16 protein-coding genes, 2 tRNA genes and 1 riboswitch are annotated in these 16,075 nt (G+C 60.2%); of the genes, 13 read left to right on the plus strand and 5 right to left on the minus strand.

Annotated features, from left to right (window positions below; all coding sequences use genetic code 11):
* The first annotated feature begins 23 nt into the window (after positions 1 to 23).
* From astA to astE, 5 genes are all read left to right on the plus strand, one after another.
* Positions 24 to 1,049 (plus strand): arginine N-succinyltransferase, encoded by a 1,026-nt coding sequence (astA, locus tag ACKJSM_RS02100; RefSeq protein WP_027612638.1) that lies wholly within the window; start codon positions 24 to 26, stop codon positions 1,047 to 1,049.
* The gene (gene astD, locus ACKJSM_RS02105) at positions 1,046 to 2,515 is read left to right on the plus strand and encodes a succinylglutamate-semialdehyde dehydrogenase (RefSeq protein ID WP_236178103.1); all 1,470 of its coding nucleotides are present in this window, start codon (positions 1,046 to 1,048) and stop codon (positions 2,513 to 2,515) included. The genes astA and astD overlap by 4 nt, the downstream gene beginning before the upstream one ends.
* Before the next feature lie 139 nt (positions 2,516 to 2,654).
* Positions 2,655 to 4,001, plus strand: coding sequence for an N-succinylarginine dihydrolase (gene astB, locus ACKJSM_RS02110; protein WP_064598800.1), 1,347 nt, complete (start codon positions 2,655 to 2,657; stop codon positions 3,999 to 4,001).
* A 59-nt stretch (positions 4,002 to 4,060) separates the two neighbouring features.
* Complete coding sequence (locus ACKJSM_RS02115; protein ID WP_011335531.1) at positions 4,061 to 4,351, plus strand: hypothetical protein; 291 nt, start codon at positions 4,061 to 4,063, stop codon at positions 4,349 to 4,351.
* A 12-nt stretch (positions 4,352 to 4,363) separates the two neighbouring features.
* Positions 4,364 to 5,374: a succinylglutamate desuccinylase gene (gene astE / locus ACKJSM_RS02120; RefSeq protein WP_410236518.1), complete on the plus strand. Its 1,011-nt coding sequence runs from the start codon at positions 4,364 to 4,366 to the stop codon at positions 5,372 to 5,374.
* 45 nt (positions 5,375 to 5,419) lie between these two features.
* Here astE and ACKJSM_RS02125 read toward each other — a convergent pair whose 3' ends face one another.
* Complete coding sequence (locus ACKJSM_RS02125) at positions 5,420 to 5,929, minus strand: 6,7-dimethyl-8-ribityllumazine synthase (RefSeq protein ID WP_011335530.1); 510 nt, start codon at positions 5,927 to 5,929, stop codon at positions 5,420 to 5,422.
* 102 nt (positions 5,930 to 6,031) lie between these two features.
* A riboswitch (FMN riboswitch) is annotated at positions 6,032 to 6,203 on the minus strand.
* Positions 6,163 to 6,402 (minus strand): hypothetical protein, encoded by a 240-nt coding sequence (locus tag ACKJSM_RS02130; protein ID WP_410236519.1) that lies wholly within the window; start codon positions 6,400 to 6,402, stop codon positions 6,163 to 6,165. Its footprint overlaps the riboswitch before it by 41 nt.
* Here ACKJSM_RS02130 and ltaE point away from each other — a divergent pair.
* The 6 genes from ltaE to ACKJSM_RS02160 all read left to right on the plus strand — a co-directional run bounded on the left by ltaE (position 6,401) and on the right by ACKJSM_RS02160 (position 12,218).
* Entirely contained in the window at positions 6,401 to 7,405 is a 1,005-nt protein-coding gene (ltaE, locus tag ACKJSM_RS02135) for a low-specificity L-threonine aldolase (RefSeq protein ID WP_410236520.1), read from the plus strand. The genes ACKJSM_RS02130 and ltaE overlap by 2 nt on opposite strands.
* 144 nt (positions 7,406 to 7,549) lie before the next feature.
* The gene (alaS, locus tag ACKJSM_RS02140; protein ID WP_339488991.1) at positions 7,550 to 10,174 is read left to right on the plus strand and encodes an alanine--tRNA ligase; all 2,625 of its coding nucleotides are present in this window, start codon (positions 7,550 to 7,552) and stop codon (positions 10,172 to 10,174) included.
* A gap of 90 nt (positions 10,175 to 10,264) precedes the next feature.
* Positions 10,265 to 11,506 carry an aspartate kinase gene (locus ACKJSM_RS02145; RefSeq protein ID WP_007951048.1) on the plus strand — a complete coding sequence of 414 codons (1,242 nt, stop codon included), beginning with the start codon at positions 10,265 to 10,267 and terminating at the stop codon, positions 11,504 to 11,506.
* Between the two features lie 186 nt (positions 11,507 to 11,692).
* Positions 11,693 to 11,881: a carbon storage regulator CsrA gene (csrA, locus tag ACKJSM_RS02150; RefSeq protein WP_002554426.1), complete on the plus strand. Its 189-nt coding sequence runs from the start codon at positions 11,693 to 11,695 to the stop codon at positions 11,879 to 11,881.
* 62 nt (positions 11,882 to 11,943) lie between these two features.
* A tRNA-Ser gene (locus ACKJSM_RS02155) sits at positions 11,944 to 12,034 on the plus strand.
* Positions 12,035 to 12,141: 107 nt separating this feature from the next.
* Positions 12,142 to 12,218: transfer RNA gene (locus ACKJSM_RS02160), tRNA-Arg, on the plus strand.
* Positions 12,219 to 12,237: 19 nt separating this feature from the next.
* Here ACKJSM_RS02160 and ACKJSM_RS02165 read toward each other — a convergent pair.
* Complete coding sequence (locus ACKJSM_RS02165; RefSeq protein ID WP_410236521.1) at positions 12,238 to 12,756, minus strand: cell envelope protein SmpA; 519 nt, start codon at positions 12,754 to 12,756, stop codon at positions 12,238 to 12,240.
* 320 nt (positions 12,757 to 13,076) lie between these two features.
* Between ACKJSM_RS02165 and mgtE the strand changes: the two genes are divergently transcribed.
* Positions 13,077 to 14,519, plus strand: a complete 1,443-nt coding sequence (mgtE, locus tag ACKJSM_RS02170) for a magnesium transporter (protein ID WP_134023773.1) — start codon at positions 13,077 to 13,079, stop codon at positions 14,517 to 14,519.
* Between the two features lie 113 nt (positions 14,520 to 14,632).
* Here mgtE and ACKJSM_RS02175 read toward each other — a convergent pair whose 3' ends face one another.
* Entirely contained in the window at positions 14,633 to 14,959 is a 327-nt protein-coding gene (locus tag ACKJSM_RS02175; protein WP_003178899.1) for an Arc family DNA-binding protein, read from the minus strand.
* 389 nt (positions 14,960 to 15,348) lie between these two features.
* On the opposite strand from ACKJSM_RS02175, the gene phnN reads away from it, so the two are divergent.
* Positions 15,349 to 15,918, plus strand: a complete 570-nt coding sequence (gene phnN, locus ACKJSM_RS02180; protein ID WP_339487462.1) for a phosphonate metabolism protein/1,5-bisphosphokinase (PRPP-forming) PhnN — start codon at positions 15,349 to 15,351, stop codon at positions 15,916 to 15,918.
* Here the strand turns inward: phnN and ACKJSM_RS02185 are convergent.
* Positions 15,893 to 16,072 (minus strand): PA3371 family protein, encoded by a 180-nt coding sequence (locus ACKJSM_RS02185; protein ID WP_339487460.1) that lies wholly within the window; start codon positions 16,070 to 16,072, stop codon positions 15,893 to 15,895. The two genes, phnN and ACKJSM_RS02185, sit on opposite strands and share 26 nt — an antisense overlap.
* Positions 16,073 to 16,075 lie beyond the last annotated feature (3 nt).

The following is a 16,075-nucleotide window of genomic DNA, read 5'->3' on the forward strand; positions in this document are numbered from 1 at the left end:
GGCGGCCCGTTTGAGGAGATAGCATGATTGTTCGTCCCGTACGCAGCAGCGATTTGTCCGCTCTGATCGACCTGGCCCGCAGCACCGGCACCGGCCTGACCACCTTGCCGGCCAACGAAGAGCGCCTGACCCACCGGGTCGGCTGGGCCGAGAAGACCTTTCGCGGTGAAGCCGGCCGTGGCGACGCGGACTACCTGTTCGTGCTCGAAGACGACAACGGTCGCGTGGTGGGGATTTCCGCCATCGCCGGCGCCGTCGGTCTGCGTGAGCCGTGGTACAACTTCCGCGTCGGCCTGACCGTCAGCGCCTCGCAGGAACTGAACATCTATCGCGAGATCCCGACGCTGTTCCTGGCCAACGACCTGACCGGCAACTCCGAGCTGTGCTCGCTGTTCCTGCACGCCGATTACCGCACCGGCCTCAACGGCCGCATGCTGTCCAAGGCGCGGATGCTGTTCATCGCCGAATTCCCGGAGTTGTTCGGCAACAAGATCATTGCCGAGATGCGCGGCGTATCCGATGAAGCCGGTCGTTCACCGTTCTGGGAAAGCCTGGGCCGGCACTTCTTCAAGATGGAATTCAGCCAGGCCGATTACCTGACCGGCGTCGGCAACAAGGCATTCATCGCTGAACTGATGCCGAAATTCCCGCTGTACACCTGCTTCCTGTCGCCGGACGCGCGCAACGTCATCGGCCAGGTGCACCCGGACACTGAGCCTGCGCTGGCGATGCTCAAGAGCGAAGGCTTCAGCTATCAGGGTTACGTCGACATCTTTGACGCAGGTCCCGCCATCGAGTGCGAGACCAGCAAGATCCGCGCGGTGCGTGACAGCGAGGCGCTGGTGCTGGCCATCGGCACGCCGGGCGACGACGCCACGCCGTTCATCATCCATAACCGCAAACGCGAAGATTGCCGCATCACGGCGGCGCCGGCCCGTCTGGCTGCCGGCACCCTGGTGGTCGATCCGCTGACCGCCAAACGTCTTCAACTCAACGCTGGCGATCAGGTGCGCGCCGTGGCGTTGTCTGCTGCCCGGGAGTCGAAATAATGAATTCGCTATACATCGCAGGTGAGTGGCTGGCCGGTCAGGGCGAGGCCTTTCAATCGCTGAATCCGGTGACCCAGCAAGTGCTGTGGTCGGGGGAGGGCGCCACCGCCGCTCAGGTCGAGTCGGCCGTGCAGGCTGCGCGTCAGGCGTTCCCGGGCTGGGCCCGTCGCACGCTGGAAGAGCGCATCAGCGTGCTCGAAGCGTTCGCCGCTGCGCTGAAAAACCATGCCGACGAACTGGCCCGCACCATCGGTGAGGAAACCGGTAAACCGCTGTGGGAAGCCGCAACTGAAGTCACCAGCATGGTCAACAAGATCGCGATCTCGGTGCAGAGCTACCGCGAACGTACCGGCGAAAAGAGCGGCCCGCTGGGCGACGCCACCGCCGTGTTGCGCCACAAGCCGCACGGTGTGGTCGCCGTGTTCGGCCCTTACAACTTCCCTGGCCATTTGCCGAACGGCCACATCGTGCCGGCGCTGCTGGCCGGCAATAGCGTGCTGTTCAAGCCAAGCGAGCTGACCCCGAAAGTCGCCGAGCTGACGGTCAAGTGCTGGATCGAAGCCGGTCTGCCGGCCGGCGTGCTGAACCTGCTGCAAGGCGCCCGGGAAACCGGGATTGCCCTGGCGGCGAACCCGGGTATCGACGGTCTGTTCTTCACTGGTTCCAGCCGTACCGGCAATCACCTGCACCAGCAGTTCGCCGGTCGTCCGGACAAGATTCTTGCGCTGGAAATGGGCGGCAACAACCCGCTGGTGGTCGATCAGGTCGCTGACCTCGACGCGGCGGTGTACACGATCATTCAGTCGGCGTTCATTTCTGCCGGTCAGCGTTGCACCTGCGCCCGGCGTCTGCTGGTGCCGCAAGGCGCGTGGGGCGACAGCCTGCTCAAGCGTCTGGTAGAAGTCAGCTCGACCCTCGAGGTCGGCGCGTTCGATCAGCAGCCGGCACCGTTCATGGGCTCGGTGGTTTCCCTTGGCGCGGCGAAAGCGTTGATGGATGCCCAGGCGCATCTGCTGGCCAACGGCGCAGTGTCGCTGCTGGCGATGACTCAGCCGCAGCCGCAGTCGGCGCTGCTGACCCCGGGCATCGTTGATGTGACGGCGGTTGCCGATCGCTCCGACGAAGAACTGTTCGGTCCGCTGCTGCAGGTGATCCGCTACGCCGATTTCGCGGCGGCGATTGCCGAAGCCAACGACACCGCGTTTGGCCTGGCCGCTGGCTTGCTGTCGGATTCCGAAGAGCGCTACCAGCAGTTCTGGCTGGAAAGCCGTGCCGGGATCGTCAACTGGAACAAGCAGCTGACCGGTGCTGCGAGCAGCGCACCGTTCGGCGGTGTCGGCGCTTCGGGCAACCACCGCGCCAGCGCCTACTACGCGGCGGATTACTGCGCGTACCCGGTGGCCTCGCTGGAAACCCCGAGCCTGGTGTTGCCGGCGGCCCTGACGCCTGGCGTGAAGATGGCGTGATGCCCATTCGCAAGCAAGCTCGCCCCCGCAAGGGCGATGAGATCCCTGTGGGAGCGAGCTTGCTCGCGAAGGCCGCGACTCGGTCTTATTGAATTGTTACCCGATGCCTATAACAACAGATTCTCGTGGAGCCTCGCTGATGAAATCCTATGAAGTCAATTTTGACGGTCTAGTGGGGCCGACCCATAACTACGGTGGTCTGTCCTACGGCAACGTTGCGTCCCAGAGCAACAGCCAGCAATCCTCGAACCCGAAGGAAGCGGCGCTGCAAGGCCTGGCGAAAATGAAAGCGCTGATGGAAATGGGCTTTCAGCAGGGCGTGCTCGCACCGCAGGAGCGTCCGGACGTGGCAGCCTTGCGCCGTCTGGGTTTCAGCGGCACCGACGCCCAGGTGATCGAGCGCGCCGCCAAAGAAGCGATGCCGCTGCTGGTCGCCAGTTGCTCGGCGTCAAGCATGTGGGTGGCCAACGCCGCTACGGTCAGCCCGAGCGCCGATACCGCTGACGGTCGCGTGCATTTCACCGCCGCCAACCTGAACTGCAAATACCACCGCAGCATCGAGCACCCGACCACCAGCCGTGTACTGGGCGCGATGTTCGCCAACCAGCAACACTTCGCTCACCACGCCGCATTGCCGGCGGTGGCGCAGTTCGGCGACGAAGGTGCGGCCAACCACACACGTTTCTGCCGTGAGTACGGCGAGGCCGGCGTCGAGTTCTTTGTGTTCGGTCGCAGTGCGTTCGACACCCGTTACCCGGCGCCGCAGAAATACCCGGCGCGCCAGACTCTCGAAGCGTCGCAAGCGGTCGCTCGTCTGCACGGCCTGCGTGACGACGGCGTGGTCTATGCGCAGCAGAATCCTGCCGTGATCGATCAGGGCGTGTTCCACAACGACGTGATCGCGGTGGGCAACGGCGAGGTGCTGTTCTATCACGAGGACGCGTTCCTCGACACCGATCAGATGCTGGCCGAACTGCAAGCCAAACTGGCCAAGGTCGGGGGCAAGTTCCAGTCGGTCTGCGTGCCGCGTTCGGCAGTCACCGTCGACGACGCGGTGCGTTCTTACCTGTTCAACAGCCAGCTGCTGTCGCGCCCTGACGGTTCGATGCTGCTGATCGTGCCGGAAGAGTGCCGTGGCAACGAGCGCGTGTGGAATTACCTGCAAGGCCTGACCAGTTCCGGCGGCCTGATCCGCGAAGTGAAAGTCTTCGACCTCAAGCAAAGCATGCAGAACGGCGGTGGCCCGGCGTGCCTGCGACTGCGCGTCGCGCTCAACGAAACCGAGCTGGCGGCCGTCAACCCAGGGGTTATCATGACCGCCCCGTTGTACGGTTCGTTGACCGCATGGGTTGAAAAGCACTACCGCGACCGCCTGACCGAAAGCGATCTGGCGGATCCGCAGTTGCTGCTTGAATGCCGGACGGCACTGGATGAACTGACGCAAATCCTTAAACTGGGCGCGGTTTATCCATTCCAGATCAATTGATGACCGTTGCGCCGCCTCATCGCGGCGCGCGGTTCCATCTCCCCAAGAGAGCGTAAAACATGAGCGATTCCCTGCAGCTGATCCTTGAAGACACTGACGGCACGCAACTGCAAACTTCCTGCACCCGCGTCGCGGTCATGTGGCAAGGTAAAGAGCTGTGGATCCAGCAGGACGGCCGCGGCCAACTGTTGATCGGCGTGGACGTCGAAGAGGGCGACGAAGAGTACGCCAACCTGCTGTTGCGCCCATTGGCGACTAATCTGGTAAGTCTGCAACTGGAGATGGAACCGGCTGACCTTGGCGACGATGACGGCCACGTGCACGGCCCGGATTGCAACCACGACCACTAAGGAAACCGCTCTATGCTCGCCCTCGGCAAACTGCTTGAACTGACCCTCGCCGGCCGCGAACCGGCGGAGAAGACTCAACTGACTGTCGAAGGCGTGCGCATGCGCTGGTTGAGCGAGGGTGCGCTGGAAGTCCGGCCACCCGAAGCGCGTGACAATGGCCTGGACCTGCTGCTGTCGGCAGGCATCCACGGCAACGAAACGGCACCGATCGAATTGCTCGACCGGCTGCTGCATGGCATCGCCCGCGGCGACCTGAAGCCGCGCGCACGCATTTTGTTCCTGTTCGGCAACCCGGAAGCGATTCGCAAGGGCGAGCGTTTCGTCGAGCAGGACGTCAATCGGCTGTTCAACGGCCGTCACGAACAAAGCAGCGGTTCCGAAGCCCTGCGCGCCTGCGAGCTGGAACGCCTGGCGGCGAGTTTCTTCAGCCTGCCTGATCGTCAGCGCCTGCACTACGACCTGCACACGGCGATTCGCGGTTCGAAGATCGAGCAGTTCGCCCTGTATCCGTGGAAGGAAGGTCGCCAGCATTCCCGTCTTGAGCTGGCACGTCTGCGCGCCGCGGGCATGGAAGCGGTGCTGTTGCAGAACAAACCGTCGATCGTGTTCAGCGCCTACACCTATGACAAGCTGGGTGCCGAGTCCTTTACCCTGGAACTGGGCAAGGCGCGGCCGTTCGGCCAGAACGCCGGGGTCAATGTGTCGCTGCTGGAAACCCGCCTGAAGCAGATCATCGAAGGCACCGAGCCGGAGATGGCCGGGCAGGGCCTGGACGGTCTGCAACTGTTCAGCGTCGCCCGGGAAATCATCAAGCACAGCGATGCGTTCCGCCTGAATCTGCCGGCGGACATCGAAAACTTTTCCGAGCTGGATGTGGGTTATGTGTTGGCCGAAGACCTGGCCAATACCCGCTGGATCATCGAAGAGCAGGGCGCGCGGATCATTTTCCCCAACCCCAAGGTCAAGAATGGCCTGCGGGCAGGCATTTTGATCGTGCCGACCACTGACGAAAATCTCGCCTGAAACTGAATCTCCCCCACGCAGCGCGCGGGGGAGATCGTTATTGCATCAGACCGCTACAGCACGTGGCTCGGTGCGGCGCAACGCTCGCACTTTCTGCAACGTATCGGCGCAGGTCTTCGCCGCCTCCTGACCCTTGTGCACGAAATGCTCGAAGAAGAACTTCTGGTGCTCTTCGCCGGCATGGAAGTGGTGCGGGGTCAGCGACACCGAGAACACCGGCACTTCGGTTTCCAGCTGAACCTGCATCAGGCCGCTGACCACTGACTGGGCGACGAACTCGTGACGGTAGATCCCGCCGTCCACCACCAGCGCAGCGGCAACGATGCCGGCATAACGCCCGGTCTTGGCCAGTAGCTTGGCGTGCAGAGGCATTTCAAAGGCGCCGCCGACTTCGAAGAAATCGATGTCCGATTCCTGATAACCCTGGGCGATCATTTCGGCGAGGAAGCCTTTACGGCTCTGGTCGACGATTTCCTTGTGCCAGCAGGCCTGGATGAACGCGACGCGCTCGCCGTGAGTGTGTTTGCTTTTGCTGTCGATAGCGGTGGGTTGCATGTTCTGACTCCTGTTTGTGTGAAAAACAGGGCGTTATGAATCGAAAGGGATTCAAGGGTACGCACGCTCGCGCGAACACGGCGGACGGCCCTTTGGCGTCAATCCCGTTCTCTCTTCATCCGGACTGTGACCGTCGGCCCCGGAATCACACCGGGTCTGCTGACCTTGCCGTCGTTCACGGTTGTTGCCGTGTCCGTCACCAAGCGCTCGCGGGCTATGCGCATTGCGCGCAATTACCGCCGGTGGGGAATTGCACCCCGCCCTGAGAACGTTTCGCCGCCCTTTATCGGGCGGCGCAGGGTTTTTAACACAGATTTCCAGACCGTGCATTGCGCCTTTGTGATGATTGTCATCGGATTTTTCGAAGCACGAAAACGACTTTTCCTTGCGCAAGGGTTGATTAATCCGCGCCATGCCCGCAGTAATTCGTCTTCGAAAAGGGATTTCCCCTGCTGACCAGAGGCCAGGTTCATGAGCGTTATCGATCTTCGCAGCGACACCGTTACCCAACCGACTCCCGCCATGCTCGACGCGATGACTCGCGCCGACACCGGTGATGACGTGTATGGCGAAGATCCGACGGTCAATCGTCTGGAAACCGAACTGGCAAAACGGCTGGGTTTTGCCGCCGCGCTGTTCGTCCCGACCGGCACCATGAGCAACCTGCTGGGCTTGATGGCGCACTGCGAGCGCGGTGACGAATACATCGTCGGTCAACAGGCGCACACCTATAAGTACGAGGGTGGTGGCGCAGCGGTGCTCGGTTCGATCCAGCCGCAACCGCTGGAAGTGCAGGCCGACGGCTCGCTGGACCTGGATCAGGTGGCGGCGGCGATCAAACCAGACGATTTCCACTTTGCCCGCACCCGTCTGCTGGCGCTGGAAAACACCATGCAGGGCAAAGTGCTGCCGCTGGACTATCTGGCCCGGGCCCGCCAGTTCACTCAGAACAATGGCCTCCAGCTGCATCTGGACGGCGCGCGGCTGTACAACGCGGCGGTCAGGCTCGGGGTCGATGCCCGGGAAATCACCCAATATTTCGATTCGGTCTCGGTGTGCCTGTCCAAAGGCCTCGGCGCGCCGGTCGGGTCGGTGCTGTGCGGTTCGTCAGCGTTGATTGCAAAGGCCCGGCGTCTGCGCAAAATGGTCGGTGGCGGCATGCGTCAGGCTGGATTGCTGGCGGCGGCCGGACTGTATGCGCTGGATCACAACGTCGAACGTCTGGCGGATGACCATGCCAACGCGCAGTTGCTGGCCGAGGGCCTGCGCGAGGCCGGGTTCAGTGTAGAGCCGGTGCAGACCAACATGGTTTACGTGCAGATGGGTGATCGTGCTCAGGCGATCAAGGCATTTGCCGCCGAGCGTGGAATCAAGTTGAGCGCTGCCGCCCGTCTGCGCATGGTCACGCACATGGACGTCAATCGCTCGCAAATCGAGCAAGTGATCGCGACATTCGTCGAGTTTTCGCGCAAGTGACAGCGTTAGCGTCCCAATTGACCGTTTCTATCGTATAAACACGCTGTACCCCGCGCGCAGGGCCGATATAATGCGGCCCTTTGCCGTCGTTTCGTCTGTTGACGTTTCGTAGGCCTTTGGCCGCAGCCTCCGTGGAAGAACCTAATGAAAAGCGCAGAAATCCGTGAAGCCTTCCTTCGCTTCTTCGAAGAGCAAGGCCACACCCGTGTAGCCTCCAGCTCTTTGATTCCGGGCAACGACCCAACCCTGCTGTTCACCAACGCGGGGATGAACCAGTTCAAGGACTGCTTCCTGGGCCAGGAAAAGCGCGCGTACACCCGCGCCGTCTCCAGCCAGAAATGCGTGCGCGCCGGCGGCAAGCACAACGACCTGGAAAACGTCGGTTACACCGCCCGTCACCACACCTTTTTTGAAATGCTGGGTAACTTCAGCTTCGGCGATTACTTCAAGCGTGATGCCATCACCTACGCCTGGAACTTCCTGACCTCCGAAAAGTGGCTGAACCTGCCGAAGGAAAAACTGTGGGTCACCGTCTACGCCAGTGATGACGAGGCCTACGACATCTGGACCAAGGAAGTCGGTGTGCCGGCCGAGCGCATGGTGCGCATCGGCGACAACAAGGGTGCGCCTTACGCCTCCGACAACTTCTGGACCATGGGCGATACCGGCCCGTGCGGTCCTTGCACCGAGATTTTCTACGATCACGGTGCCGATATCTGGGGCGGCCCACCGGGTTCGCCGGAAGAAGACGGCGACCGTTACATCGAAATCTGGAACAACGTATTCATGCAGTTCAACCGCACCGCCGATGGCGTGTTGCACCCGCTGCCAGCCCCGTCGGTGGACACCGGCATGGGGCTTGAGCGGATCAGTGCCGTGCTGCAGCACGTTCACTCGAACTATGAAATCGACCTGTTCCAGAGCCTGCTGGCCGCATCGGCCAAGGCCATCGGCTGCAGCAACGACAATCAGGCTTCCCTGAAAGTCGTGGCTGACCACATCCGTTCCTGCGGCTTCCTGATTGCCGACGGCGTGCTGCCGTCCAACGAAGGTCGCGGTTATGTACTGCGCCGGATCATCCGTCGCGCCTGCCGTCACGGCAACAAGCTGGGCGCCAAGGGCAGCTTCTTCTACCAGATCGTTGCCGCACTCGTGGCCGAGATGGGCGAAGCCTTCCCGGAGCTGAAATCCCAGCAGGCACACATCGAGCGCGTACTGAAAGCCGAAGAAGAGCAATTCGCCAAGACCCTGGAGCAGGGCCTGAAAATCCTCGAGCAGGATCTGGCGGAACTCAAAGGCGACGTGGTGCCGGGCGACGTAGTGTTCAAACTCTACGATACCTACGGTTTCCCGATGGACCTGACCGCAGACATTGCCCGCGAGCGCAGCCTGACCATCGACGAAGCCGGTTTCGAGCGTGAAATGGAAGCCCAGCGCGTCCGAGCACGTTCCGCCAGCTCGTTCGGCCTGGACTACAACAGCCTGGTCAAGGTTGACGTCGACACCGAATTCACCGGTTATCACGCCACCAGCGGCTCGGCGAAAGTCGTTGCGCTCTATAAAGATGGCCAGTCCGTGGATGTCTTGAGCGAAGGGCAGGAAGGCGTTGTGGTACTGAACCAGACGCCGTTCTACGCCGAATCCGGCGGCCAGGTCGGCGATTGCGGTTACCTGCAGGCCGGCGACAGCCGTTTCGACGTGCGCGACACCACCAAGACCGGCGGCGCGTTCCTGCACCACGGTGTCCTGGCGTCGGGCAGCCTGATCGTTGGCGCACCGGTGGAAACCCACGTCGAAGCCGACGTGCGTCACGCCACCTCGCTGAACCACTCGGCCACTCACTTGCTGCACGCTGCACTGCGCAAAGTGCTGGGCGATCACGTTCAGCAGAAGGGCTCACTGGTCGACAGTCAGCGCCTGCGTTTCGACTTCAGCCACTTTGAAGCGATCAAGCCGGAGCAACTGAAAGCGCTGGAAGACATCGTCAACGCCGAGATCCGTAAGAACTCCGCAGTTGAAACCGAAGAAACCGACATCGAAACCGCCAAGCAGAAAGGCGCGATGGCGCTGTTCGGCGAGAAGTACGGCGACAACGTGCGCGTGCTGAGCATGGGCGGCGATTTCTCCGTCGAGCTGTGCGGCGGTATCCACGCCAACCGTACCGGCGACATCGGCCTGTTGAAAATCATCAGCGAAGGCGGTGTGGCATCGGGTGTGCGTCGTATCGAAGCAGTTACCGGCGCTGCGGCGCTGGCTTACTTGAACGCTGCTGAAGAACAACTCAAGGAAGCGGCGAGCCTGGTCAAGGGCAGCCGCGACAACCTGATCGACAAGCTGTCGGCGGTGCTGGAACGCAACCGTGCGCTTGAAAAGCAACTCGAGCAGTTGCAGGCCAAGGCTGCCGCCGCTGCGGGCGACGATCTGTCGGCCTCGGCCGTGGACGTCAAAGGCGTGAAGGTGCTGGCCGTGCGTCTGGATGGTCAGGACGGCAAGGCGCTGCTGGCGCTGGTCGATCAGCTGAAAAACAAACTCGGCCGCGCAGTGATCCTGCTCGGCAGTGTCCATGAGGAAAAGGTCGTACTGGTCGCAGGCGTGACCAAGGACCTGACTGGCCAACTCAAAGCCGGTGATTTGATGAAACAGGCTGCTGCGGCAGTGGGCGGGAAGGGCGGTGGTCGTCCGGACATGGCGCAGGGCGGCGGTGTCGACGCCGGCGCACTGGATGGCGCACTGGCGCTGACCGTTCCATTCGTCGAGCAGGGTTTATAAGACGGCCCGTCGGGCCTGCAGTCTAGTGGCGGGCCCGGCGGCTGTTCGAGTGATTATTGGGCGCCCTTCATGGGCAGAGGCGGCTTTGAAATGGCTTTGATCGTACAGAAATTTGGAGGCACCTCGGTCGGCACTGTCGAGAGAATCGAGCAGGTCGCCGACAAGGTTAAGAAATTCCGCGATGCTGGCGATGACCTGGTGGTTGTGCTGTCTGCAATGAGCGGCGAGACCAACCGTCTGATCGATCTGGCCAAGCAAATCAGTGGCGAAGATCAACCGGTTCCCCGTGAACTGGACGTGATTGTTTCCACCGGTGAGCAGGTGACGATCGCCCTGTTGGCCATGGCGCTGATCAAGCGCGGTGTGCCGGCGGTGTCGTACACCGGCAATCAGGTGCGGATCCTGACGGACAGCGCGCACAATAAAGCGCGTATCTTGCAGATTGATGACCAGAAGATTCGCGGTGACCTGAAAGCCGGTCGCGTGGTTGTGGTCGCCGGTTTCCAGGGTGTCGACGAGCACGGCAACATCACGACCCTGGGTCGTGGCGGCTCCGACACCACCGGCGTGGCGCTGGCCGCTGCGCTGAAGGCTGATGAGTGCCAGATCTACACCGACGTCGATGGTGTCTACACCACTGACCCGCGTGTGGTATCGGTCGCTCAGCGTCTGGACAAGATCACCTTCGAAGAGATGCTGGAAATGGCCAGCCTCGGTTCCAAGGTGCTGCAGATCCGCGCGGTAGAATTTGCCGGCAAGTACAACGTTCCGCTGCGCGTACTGCACAGCTTCAAGGAGGGTCCGGGCACCCTCATTACTATTGATGAAGAGGAAACCATGGAACAGCCGATCATTTCCGGCATCGCTTTCAACCGCGATGAAGCCAAGCTGACCATCCGTGGCGTGCCAGACACCCCGGGCGTGGCGTTCAAGATTCTTGGCCCGATCAGTGCCGCGAACATCGAAGTCGACATGATCGTGCAGAACGTCGCGCACGATAACACCACCGACTTCACCTTCACCGTGCACCGCAACGACTACCAGTCCGCGCAAACCGTGCTGGAAAACACCGCTCGCGAGATCGGTGCCCGTGAAGTGGTGGGCGACACCAAGATCGCCAAGGTCTCGATCGTCGGCGTCGGCATGCGTTCCCACGCAGGCGTGGCCAGCCGTATGTTCGAATCCCTGGCAAAGGAAAGCATCAACATCCAGATGATCTCGACCTCGGAAATCAAGGTTTCCGTGGTGATCGAAGAGAAGTACCTGGAACTGGCCGTGCGCGCCCTGCACACGGCTTTCGAACTCGACGCTCCGGCCCGTCAGGGCGAGTGATGCGTTGTCTGAAGGGCGCGGTCTGACCGCGCCCTTTATTTTTGAATGGCGCGAGCCCCTGAACTGTTCTTTTGCTCGCGCTGGTCAATACTCAGGCATGTAGGGCTACGATCGCTCCGGTTGTAGGTCGGGTGCCTTTTTTTTGCAGACTGTTGTCCCTGAAATGATTCGCGTGAGGAGAAAGGTATGCTGATTCTGACTCGTCGGTGCGCAGAAAGCCTGATTATCGGTGATGGCGAAATCACTGTGACCGTGCTCGGCGTCAAAGGAAATCAAGTGCGTATCGGCGTCAACGCCCCGAAAGAGGTGGCCGTGCACCGTGAAGAAATCTATCTGCGTATAAAGAAAGAGAAGGACGAAGAACCAAGCCATTAATTTTTATCGATTTTTATGTTTGCAAACGGGGAAGAAGGTGGTTAATATACGCCCCGTGTTGCGGAGAGCTGGCCGAGTGGCCGAAGGCGCTCCCCTGCTAAGGGAGTACACCTCAAAAGGGTGTCGGGGGTTCGAATCCCCCGTTCTCCGCCATTATTTGCTTAGTGCGTTGTAATCTGGCTTTTTCTATAAGTTGTTGAATTTATTAGAAAAAGTGGTTGGAATAGAGATTAGACGGGCTATAATGCGGCGCAACAAATGCACTCGTAGCTCAGCTGGATAGAGTACTCGGCTACGAACCGAGCGGTCACAGGTTCGAATCCTGTCGAGTGCACCATATACCGAAAAGCCCGCGTTTAACGCGGGCTTTTTGCTGTCCGGGATTTGGCTTTTCCTGTCACGCATCCTTTCTCATCAAAATCGATTTGAGCACTGCGCCCTCGCTTGAGGTCGTAACGATAACTGGTTGCCGAATTGCGGATGCTCACCTTGTCGGGTTTGCCCAAAGCGCTTTCAACATCTTGTTGGCTCATGCCGGCGATGATTCGCTGATTGATGATTGCCTCGCGCTTCTGTCGTGCGTCGATCAAGTTTCCGCATTTGTCCTGGGTGCGCCCGACCACAGCCATTTCTCGCTTTCTGATATTCATACCGGATATTTCTTCGTGCCGGGCTTCGGGTATCAGTGCGACGGTCGAGCCGGGTAAATAGGGGCGTACTTCCTGCAATGAAAGGTGTTCATCGTTCGCGCAGCTCAGGGTCGTGAACGTGACGCTGCCATCAGAAGCTTCGCAGCGATGAAGTGTCGTTGCACCCACGATGGTGGGCAGGCAGAGCAGGGTGGTCAGCATGAATCGGGATGTGTTCGATGGCATTCGGCGTCCTCCGTGACGGTCATCCTGAAGCGTAGTCGGCAGTTTTTTCACCGTCGGTGTGTTTTCTTTTCAGGATGAGTCGTCGCAGTGTGAAGGATCAGGACGGCGCTCAGCTTTGTCTCGCAAGCGCTTGTTTCAGCCACGATTTTTTAACGTTTAAAACCGTCAGGCGGTGTATCATTGCGCCCGTCAGCCCCGCCGGGGCTTATGGAAAACCTCCATGGACTTACCCAGTAGTTATTCAGTAACCCGTTTCACCAATCATGAATTGACTGATTGATCCTTCCGGCGTGCCCCGCTGCTGGGAGTGGAGTTCGCCTATGTCCGAAATCGAAGTAAAGAAAACACAGGAAAGCCTGCAGGATCGCCTGGCTCAGGTCGTCGAGTTGCTGCAGCGCCAGCGGGTTGTCGAAGACCTGACTCATCGCCAGGAAGGCCCGCATCATGACCGGGTCGAGAGCCTGGTCCACCGGCAAAATCTCGTCGAGTTGCAGCGCAAGCTCGATGATCTGCACTCCGCCGACGTCGCCTATATTCTTGAAGCCCTGCCGCTGGATGATCGTCTGACGCTCTGGCAACTGGTCAAGGCTGATCGCGACGGCGACATTCTTCTCGAAGTATCCGATTCCGTCCGTGAAACGCTGATCGCCGACATGGACGATCACGAGCTCCTGGCTGCGGCCAAGGACATGGATGCCGACGAACTTGCTGACCTGGCCTCCGAGCTGCCGCGAGACGTCGTCCATGAGCTGATGGAGACCCTGGATCAGCAGCAACGCGAGCGTGTGCGATCAGCGCTCTCCTATGACGAGGAGCAGGTCGGTGCGCTGATGGACTTCGAGATGGTGACCATCCGTGAGGATGTCAGTCTTGAAGTGGTTCTGCGTTACCTGCGCCGTCTCAAAGAGCTGCCGGGCCATACCGATAAACTGTTCGTGGTCGACTACGACGGCGTGCTCAAGGGCGTGCTGCCGATCAAGCGTTTGTTGGTCAATGATCCGGAGAAGCAGGTTTCCGAAGTCATGGCCAGTGACCCGGTGAGTTTTCACCCGGACGAAGACGCCTACGACGCCGCTCAGGCCTTCGAACGTTACGACTTGATCTCTGCCCCGGTGGTCGACAAGAACGGCAAGCTGATCGGCCGTCTGACCATCGACGAAATGGTCGACCTGATTCGTGAGGAGAGCGAAAGCGAAGTCCTCAACATGGCGGGTCTGCGTGAAGAGGAAGACATTTTCGCTTCGGTCTGGAAATCCCTGCGCAACCGCTGGGCGTGGCTGGCGATCAATCTGATCACGGCGTTCGTCGCATCGCGGGTGATCGGCCTGTTCGAAGGTTCGATCGAGAAGCTGGTGGCCCTGGCGGCGCTGATGCCGATCGTGGCGGGCATCGGTGGCAACTCCGGCAATCAGACGATCACCATGATCGTTCGCGCCATGGCGCTCGACCAGGTCAGCACCGGCAATACCTCGCGCTTGATGCGCAAAGAGCTGGCCGTCGCGTTGATCAATGGCCTGGTCTGGGGCGGGGTGATCGGGGTGGTCGCTTACTTGCTCTATGGCAGCTGGTCGCTGGGCGTGGTCATGACCGCCGCCATGACGTTGAACCTGCTGCTGGCAGCGTTGATGGGAGTGTTGATCCCGATGACCCTGGCGAAGATGGGGCGCGACCCGGCGATGGGCGCCAGCGTGATGATTACAGCCATGACCGACAGTGGTGGCTTCTTTATCTTCCTGGGGTTGGCGACGATCTTCCTGCTCTGACCGACAGCATTGAAACAGCCCGCCGATTGGCGGGCTGTTTTCATCCTTGGCAAACCCGAATTGCGGGCAAAAAAAAGCCAGCATTCATGCTGGCTTGAGGTGTTCGGTTTGGCTCAGGATGCGTCTGCGGCCATTTCGGCGTCGTGGGCGATCAGAGAAACCAGCGCGTTCTGTTGGCGATGGGAGAGCTGGCGGAAGCGTTGCAGCAGTTCGCGTTCGTGCAGCGACAGCTCGGGGCTGTCCAGGCGCATGCTCAGCTCTTCGCCCAGTGCACCTTCCTGAATAAGACTCTGCTCAAGGCGCGCAATGATCTCGGAGTTCATGCTGCGATGATGATTGCGAGCCACCTCGGCAATGCGTTCACGCATTCCGTCTGGCAGACGTACGACGAACTTGTCAGCCGTACGGCTGGAATAAATTGCCTGTTTCAATGGGCGCATATATTTAACCGGTTAGTTCAGGGGAGCGGTTCTCGGGATTGGCCGCAGGATGTGTTCTAGGACAAGCATCCGCGCCAAATGGTTCAACCTGAATTGTTAAGAGGCGCGCATCATGCCTCAAAATTGCCAGATCATTGGCGTCAATTCTGTGACAAATATTGATCCGGGTAAAGGCGTAATGCCAGCACCAATTATCAGAAATGCGGACTGGTTTGAAAAGAAAGCATCGGCCCGTATCGCTGACCGCGTCCTGAAGCACGTCGACTGATGCCCGAAGACTCCTGAACGTGCATGCTATGCGGGTTGAATCGTTGTTCCTTACCTTGTACAGGATAGTGGCAAATGGCCGATTTACTAGGGGCAAATGCCTGCCGGAGGGCGTTTTCAGGATGGATGGCAGGCTGATTTACCTCATGGGACCTTCTGGCTCCGGCAAGGACAGCCTCATCGAGGCTGCGCGTGAACCCTTGCGGGCGCTGAACTGCGAAGTCATGCGCCGGGTCATTACCCGTTCGGCCGAATCCGTGGGCGAGGATGCGATCGGTGTGACGCCGCAGGAGTTCGAGCAGCGTCAGCGCGCAGGAGAGTTTTCGCTGGCGTGGGAGGCCAACGGTCTCGCCTACGGGATTCCGGTGGAAATGGATCAATGGTTGAAAGCCGGTAGACACGTCCTGGTGAACGGCTCTCGGGCGAACCTGAGGCAAGCGCTGGAAAGCTACCCGACCCTGGTGCCGGTGTTGCTGACGGTGCGAGATAACGTCTTGCGTGAGCGCCTGCTCCGGCGTGGCCGGGAGACGCGTGAGCAGGTCGATGCGAGGCTGGCCCGCAACGCGCTCTTCAAGGACAGGCGTTCAACTGACAGCCCTGTGCATCTGATCGATAATTCGGGTGACCTCGCGGATGCGGTCAATCATCTGCTGGAGCTGGTCAGGTTCAGCGCAATACCGGATCAAACTTGATCTTGCGCCCCGCCACCAGCGCCAACACGAACATCACCGAAAACACGCCGCACCCGATCAGGGGCAGGGATATTTCGGTTTCCTCGAACAGCGAGAAATGCCCGAGGCCACTCAATAAGGCGAGGATCAGAAATCCTGCAGCTGACTTGGACATGCT

It is taken from the genome of Pseudomonas sp. PHC1 (assembly GCF_046487845.1).
Lineage (GTDB): Bacteria > Pseudomonadota > Gammaproteobacteria > Pseudomonadales > Pseudomonadaceae > Aquipseudomonas > Aquipseudomonas sputi.

Bases quoted from the DNA above. Each gene is read 5' to 3' on its own strand.
- astA (WP_027612638.1), top strand. From the start codon at position 24: ATGATTGTTCGTCCCGTACGCAGCAGCGATTTGTCCGCTCTGATCGAC.
- astB (WP_064598800.1), top strand. From the start codon at position 2,655: ATGAAATCCTATGAAGTCAATTTTGACGGTCTAGTGGGGCCGACCCAT.
- ACKJSM_RS02115 (WP_011335531.1), top strand. From the start codon at position 4,061: ATGAGCGATTCCCTGCAGCTGATCCTTGAAGACACTGACGGCACGCAA.
- astE (WP_410236518.1), top strand. From the start codon at position 4,364: ATGCTCGCCCTCGGCAAACTGCTTGAACTGACCCTCGCCGGCCGCGAA.
- ACKJSM_RS02125 (WP_011335530.1), bottom strand. From the start codon at position 5,929: ATGCAACCCACCGCTATCGACAGCAAAAGCAAACACACTCACGGCGAG.
- ltaE (WP_410236520.1), top strand. From the start codon at position 6,401: ATGAGCGTTATCGATCTTCGCAGCGACACCGTTACCCAACCGACTCCC.
- ACKJSM_RS02130 (WP_410236519.1), bottom strand. From the start codon at position 6,402: ATGAACCTGGCCTCTGGTCAGCAGGGGAAATCCCTTTTCGAAGACGAA.
- alaS (WP_339488991.1), top strand. From the start codon at position 7,550: ATGAAAAGCGCAGAAATCCGTGAAGCCTTCCTTCGCTTCTTCGAAGAG.
- ACKJSM_RS02145 (WP_007951048.1), top strand. From the start codon at position 10,265: ATGGCTTTGATCGTACAGAAATTTGGAGGCACCTCGGTCGGCACTGTC.
- csrA (WP_002554426.1), top strand. From the start codon at position 11,693: ATGCTGATTCTGACTCGTCGGTGCGCAGAAAGCCTGATTATCGGTGAT.
- ACKJSM_RS02165 (WP_410236521.1), bottom strand. From the start codon at position 12,756: ATGCCATCGAACACATCCCGATTCATGCTGACCACCCTGCTCTGCCTG.
- mgtE (WP_134023773.1), top strand. From the start codon at position 13,077: ATGTCCGAAATCGAAGTAAAGAAAACACAGGAAAGCCTGCAGGATCGC.
- ACKJSM_RS02175 (WP_003178899.1), bottom strand. From the start codon at position 14,959: ATGCGCCCATTGAAACAGGCAATTTATTCCAGCCGTACGGCTGACAAG.
- phnN (WP_339487462.1), top strand. From the start codon at position 15,349: ATGGATGGCAGGCTGATTTACCTCATGGGACCTTCTGGCTCCGGCAAG.
- ACKJSM_RS02185 (WP_339487460.1), bottom strand. From the start codon at position 16,072: ATGTCCAAGTCAGCTGCAGGATTTCTGATCCTCGCCTTATTGAGTGGC.